This window comes from Kitasatospora sp. NPDC056783 (assembly GCF_042789895.1).
In the GTDB taxonomy this organism is placed as follows: domain Bacteria; phylum Actinomycetota; class Actinomycetes; order Streptomycetales; family Streptomycetaceae; genus Kitasatospora.
In genome coordinates, this window is record NZ_JBHUAF010000481.1 from 1 (window position 1) to 5,551 (window position 5,551).

Here is a 5,551-nt window from a genome sequence, read left to right on the forward strand (position 1 = left end):
CCCTTCTCCAGGGAGGCCGCGAGGCCGTCCGCCCGTTGTGCGTGCCGAGGGGCGGGTCAGCGGCAGAGGGCTGTGTCCAGGGCATCCGCCATGTGCTGCGCGCCGACCGCTTCCGGGACGGAGGTGACCGTGATGGTGGCGGCGCGACCGTCCTCGGTGACCCCGTCGCGGGAACGGTAGCCCGGGGTGGTCCCGCCGTGGCCCCAGAGGAGGCCGCCACAGGAGAGGGGCTTGCTCTGCAGGCCCAGCCCGTAGCGGACCCCCGGGCCCAGGAACTCGGCGGGGACGGTGGTGCGCATCTCGGCGAGCTGCGCCGCGGGCAGGAGCCGGCCGTCGAGGATCGCGGTGAAGAACGTGTTGAGATCGGTGTTGGTGGAGACCACCGCCCCCGACGCCCAGGCCATCGAGGAGTCCATCTCGGTGTAGTCGATCAGAGGCCCGTCCAGCGAGTTGCGGAGGTAGCCCTTGGGGTGGGCCTCGTGGATGCGGGTGTCCCCGGGGGCGGGGAAGTAGGTGCGGCGCAGCCCGATGCGGTCGATGACACGCTTGGTGATCTCCTCGCCGACGGGCCGTCCGGTGACCTTCTGGATGATCAGGCCGGCGACGACGTAGTTGGTGTTGCTGTACGCCCAGTCGGTCCCCGCGGGGAAGAGGGCCTTCTGGGCGAGGGCGCCGTCGAGGAGGTCGCGGGGCTCGAAGTAGCGGTACTGGATCGGGACGAAGTCCGAGAACTCGGGGGCGTTCATGTAGTCGGGCAGGCCGCTGGTCTGCTGGAGCAGCTGACGGACGGTGATGTGGCGTCCGTCGATGCCGTCGCCGCGCAGCAGGCCGGGCAGGTAGGTGTCGACGGACGCGTCGAGGCCGATCTTTCCCTCGGCGACGAGCTGGAGGACGACGACGGCGGTGAAGGTCTTGGTGTTACTGCCGGCGCGTATCTGTCCGTCCATGGGGACCTTGGCCCCGGTGGTGAGGTCGCCGACGCCGGCGGTGTAGGTGCGGGTGCGGCCGTCGCGGCCCTTGACGGAGGCCAGGGCGGCGGGCAGGCCGTCGTCCTTCACCAGCGCGTTCAGGCTCGACTGGACGCTGTCCGGCTGCGGCTTGCCGCCCGCGAACGCCGCGGTCGGTGCCAGAGCCGTGGCCGCCACGACGCCGGCGGCCACCGTGGCCACGGCCGCCGCCAACCCGCGCCGGCCACGGAGGGGCCGGCGGGTGCGGTGGTGCTGTACGTGCTCGTTCACGGAGGAACTCCTCTGCTGGAGTGGGGAATCGGTGGGGAAGGGCGGGTTCCGCGCGCGGGTGCGCACGGAACCCGCCGGTCGTACCGGCGCGGACGCTCAGCGCCGATCGGGGAGGGTCAGCGGCACAGGGCGGAGTCCACCGCGGCCGCCACGTGCTTCTCGGCGGCGTCACCCGGGATAGCGGTCACCGCGATGCTGGTGGCGCGGCCGTCGTCGGTGGCGCCCCCGGCGGTGTAGTAGCCCGGAATGGTCCCGCCGTGGCCCCAGTACACGCCGCCGCACGACAGCGGCCGGCTCGCCAGGCCCAGCCCGTAGCGGAAGCCCGGAGTCACCTCGTCGGCGGGGACGGTGGTGCGCATCTCGGCGAGCTGGGCCGCCGGGATGAGGCGACCGCCGAGCAGCGCCGCGTAGAAGCGGTTGATGTCGCTGGTGGTGGAGACGGCGGCGCCCGCCGCCCAGCCCCAGGACGGGTCCAGTTCGGTGTAGTCGCGCAGGGAGCCGTCGGCGTCCCGGTTGTAGCCCTTGGGGTGGGCCTCGCGGATGCTCGTGTCCCCGGGGGTGGGGAAGTAGGTGTGGCGCAGGCCGATGCGGTCGACGATGCGCCGGTTGACCTCCTCGCCGAGCGGCCGTCCGGTGACCTTCTGGATGATCAGGCCCGCCATCAGGTAGTTGGTGTTGCTGTACGACCAGCGCGTGCCCGGGGCGAAGCGGGCCTTCTGGGTGAGGGCCGCGTCGAGCAGTTCACGCGGTTCGTAGTACCGCGTCGGGTCGGCGAGGATCGCGCCCTTGTCCACGTAGTCGGGCAGGCCGCTGGTGTGCTGGAGCAGCTGACGGACGGTGATGTTGCGCCCGTCGATGCCGTCGCCGCGCAGCAGACCGGGGAGGTAGGTGTCGACGGGGGAGTCCAGGCCCACCTTCCCTTCGGCGACGAGCTGGAGCACCACGACGGCGGTGAAGGGCTTGGTGTTGCTGCCGATCCGAACCTGCCCGTCCACGGGGACCTTGGCCCCGGTGGCGACATCGCCGACGCCGGCGGTGTAGGTGCGGGTGCGGCCGTCGCGGCCCTGGACGGAGGCCAGCGCGGCGGGCAGGCCGTCGTCCTTCACCAGCGCGTTCAGGCTCGACTGGACACTGTCCGGCTGCGGCTTGCCACCCGCGAACGCCGCCGTCGGTGCCAGCGCCCCGGCCGTCATGACCCCGGCGGCCACGGCGGTCACGACCGCCATCGCCCGGTGCCGGCTGCCCCGGCGGGAGAGCGGGAAGCGGTTGTGCGGTGCGTGCTCGTACACGAGAGGTCCCCTCCGATGATTGACGCCGGTGATTCCCGGCCTCGATCAAGAGGACCATTCGGGGGCGGGGGAGTTCGTCCGCACCCAGGACGAACCGCGCCCGGGAGCAGGCTCCGGGAGCCGCCCCTGACCAGGACCGTGGTCCTGCCCACCGGTGCCGGCCGGCCCGCCGTTCCTCGCCCGCTCCTCACCCGCGCCACCGATGTCGTTTCCCTCCCGCACGTTGACGGACCATCGGAGTTCGGGCGTGAATGGCACGATGAACTGGCCACCACCGGGCGCGGGTTGGGCTCTCCGCCGCCCGGTGGCAAGCCGAGCGACCAGGAGATGAGGCCCATGCCCACGGCACCGATCACCCCTGGTGACTTCCCCACCAGCCCGCTCGCCCTGCGCTTCGCCGACCCCGCCCGGCAGGCCAAGGCCCGTGCCTTCGCCGGCGAACAGGCCGAGGCCGCCACCGAAGCGGCCGGCCTGCTGGCCCGGCTGTGGCACACCGCCGCGGACGTGCCGGCCCGGGTGGCCGCGCTGGCCGCCGTCCACGCCCGCCTGATCGACTGGCGCTACCGTCTCGCCGTCGCGATGGGCCCGCCTCCCCCCAACGGCTTCCCCTTCGACCCGGAACGCTTCCGCACCCCGATCCGGGAGGGCGACACCAACTACGACCGCCTCGGCGACGTCGGCCGCCTGCGCGAGGGCGCCCGGTGGGACCAGGCCACGCGCACCTACACCGCGGGCCTGGCGACCCCGGCCTGGGAGGCCATGCTGCGCTACGGCCGCCTGGCCGAGCGGCGATTCGCCACGGAGGGGGTCCAGGGCGACGTCCTCCAGAACCGGGTGCTCCTGCCGGACGGACGGCGGATCGACGGCAACCGCCTCCTGCGGGGCGAAGCCGCCCGCCGCACCGATGCCGAACTCGTCGCGCGCTACGCGGCCCGGGGCCTGGACACCTCCCGGCTCGAACGCGTCGCCAGCCCCCTCTACGCCGCCACCCCCACCCCCCGGGACGGCGCCGCCCTGCACCGCGCCGCCCTCGACCTCCTGGCCGACCCCCGCCTCACCACCGGGCACTACCTGCTGGCCCGCTACCTGCTCTTCCAATCCCCCCGGACCAAGAAGGGCAGCGACGCCGTGACCCGGACGTTCGTCGTCGCGGTCGGCGCCGTCGCCCTTCCCGGCGGCGCGCCCGCCCTGCCCGAGGACATCGACCTGCGCTGCTACGTCCTCGGCCGGCCCCCCGGTTGAGCCGCGGCCCGGAGGACGCGCGGGCGGGCGGCGCGACACGGCGCGAACGCCCGCCCGGCCGGATCACACCGTCACGGTCGTCGAACGGAACGGTGGTCACGTCTGTCCCTTGTGGCCGGTGTCGTCCGCGTAGGCGATGCGGACGGACCGCTCCAGGAACTCCGCTGTCATCACGAGGTCCTTTGCCGTCACGGTGTTCCTTGCCGGGTGTCAACTCCTGGTCCCCGCCCCGGGGTGCCCGGCAGGGCGGGCGCCGCCGATGGTGAGCCGCCCGCCGACCCCGCACAGCAGGAGCACCAGGAGCACGAGCGGTGCGGGCGCGGTCTCCCGGCCCGGGGCCCACTCTCCCAGCCGCACCGGGCACGGCACCGGGAGCTCGAGCGCGGAGGTGAACAACGGCCCCTCGCGCAGGACGAGTTCGTGCGAGACGAGTTCGTGCGAGACGAGGAAGACGGGACGCCGAGGGCCGCGCTGCCGCTCCAGTCGGCAGGGGCCGGCCGCTCGCTACAGAGCGATGAAGCTTCGTCGGGCGGTCCCTGCACCGGTCGGTGGTCGACCGGGCCGGTCCGCGACCAGGAGCGAGGAGCGTGGCGAGCTCGCACTTCCCCTTCCTGGAGAACTCCGACGCGTGTGGGAGCTCCCGGCCGCTGGCGCGACGCTGCGCGAGCGATGGGCGGCCATCGCCCCGGAGCTGGCCGGGCACGTCGCCGCGATCGGATTCGACGCAGACTCCGGCCGGCTCACCGTGTGCCCGGAGTCGGCGGCTTGGGCGTGCGCAGGCCGTTGGCGAGCGGAACAACGTGTCCGGCCTACCTGCCCGTCCGACAGCAGCCCGAGCAGGTAGGAGCGGGCCACAGCCCGAGGCTCGACTCGCCTGAACCGCCCGGCGATCCGGGTTGCGACCAGGGTGCTGCACTGGTCCAACTGGCGCAGAGGGCACCAGACGACAGCCCGACGCAGCCACTACCGACGATGGACCGCCAGCGAACTCACTGGATAGATCACGAAACGGCGCTGGAGTAGTTGTACTGACCTGTCGGGCGGGCTGCCGGAAGATGTGATGATCACCTCAGCCGTTTCAGGTGCTTCATGGCGAATGGGGGGAGTTTTGTTGCGGCCACATGGATACGGAAACGTTCTGGCAATCCCAGGCAATCCGGGGGATACGTTTTTGACATTTGGCAGGGCCGGGCAAGATCATCCACGCTTGACTGGCGGAACGTCAGCCAATTAAATTGATCACGTACTGATCTTCCTCGGCCGGGTAGCCGGCCGGGACAGGCAAAAGAAAAGGAAGCCGATTTCGGCGGTATCAACGCGATGGGCTCGTCACCACGCTTCACCTGTCCGACGATCTTGAAAATCGATGGACGCGGCCCGACCTCCACGTGGAGCCGCTGGATTCTCTGTTTGCGTAAGTGATTCCGGCCGCCGTCCAGACCCACCGGTGATGTCTGGCGTGGTCATTTCTTCAGCCTTGCCTTTCGGTAGGTGAAGGTCCCGACTTCACGGGAGCGGGTGGCGTCGGCTGTCTGTCGACTGACGCCGTGAGGTGATCCCAGTTTTCGGGGTCGCAAAATCCGTCTTCCCGTGATCCCTCTGTCCGTCGAAAAGAAAGGGGGCTCGCCATGAGCTACGACCACTGAGAATAGACGTGGGTGTTGGGGGGGGCCCCCCCCGCGCCAACAACCCCACGTGCGAAACGGCGCGCTTTAAGTGTGGAGCCGGTCTGTCACACGCGGGGGACGGGGGCCCGCGGGGGGGGGTGGGGGTGTTAGGCCG

At 71.6% G+C, this 5,551-nt stretch carries 3 protein-coding genes; 1 reads left to right on the top strand and 2 read right to left on the bottom strand.

Annotated elements, in window-relative coordinates; genetic code table 11:
* Positions 1 to 56 precede the first annotated feature (56 nt).
* A complete protein-coding gene (locus ACFRMQ_RS37405) occupies positions 57 to 1,238 on the bottom strand; it encodes a serine hydrolase domain-containing protein (RefSeq protein ID WP_380735314.1) in 1,182 nt (393 codons plus the stop codon).
* A gap of 116 nt (positions 1,239 to 1,354) precedes the next feature.
* Positions 1,355 to 2,464 (bottom strand): serine hydrolase domain-containing protein, encoded by a 1,110-nt coding sequence (locus ACFRMQ_RS37410; RefSeq protein WP_380735317.1) that lies wholly within the window; start codon positions 2,462 to 2,464, stop codon positions 1,355 to 1,357.
* Positions 2,465 to 2,863: 399 nt separating this feature from the next.
* Here ACFRMQ_RS37410 and ACFRMQ_RS37415 point away from each other — a divergent pair, with 399 nt between their 5' ends.
* Positions 2,864 to 3,769 (top strand): hypothetical protein, encoded by a 906-nt coding sequence (locus ACFRMQ_RS37415; protein WP_380735315.1) that lies wholly within the window; start codon positions 2,864 to 2,866, stop codon positions 3,767 to 3,769.
* Positions 3,770 to 5,551 lie beyond the last annotated feature (1,782 nt).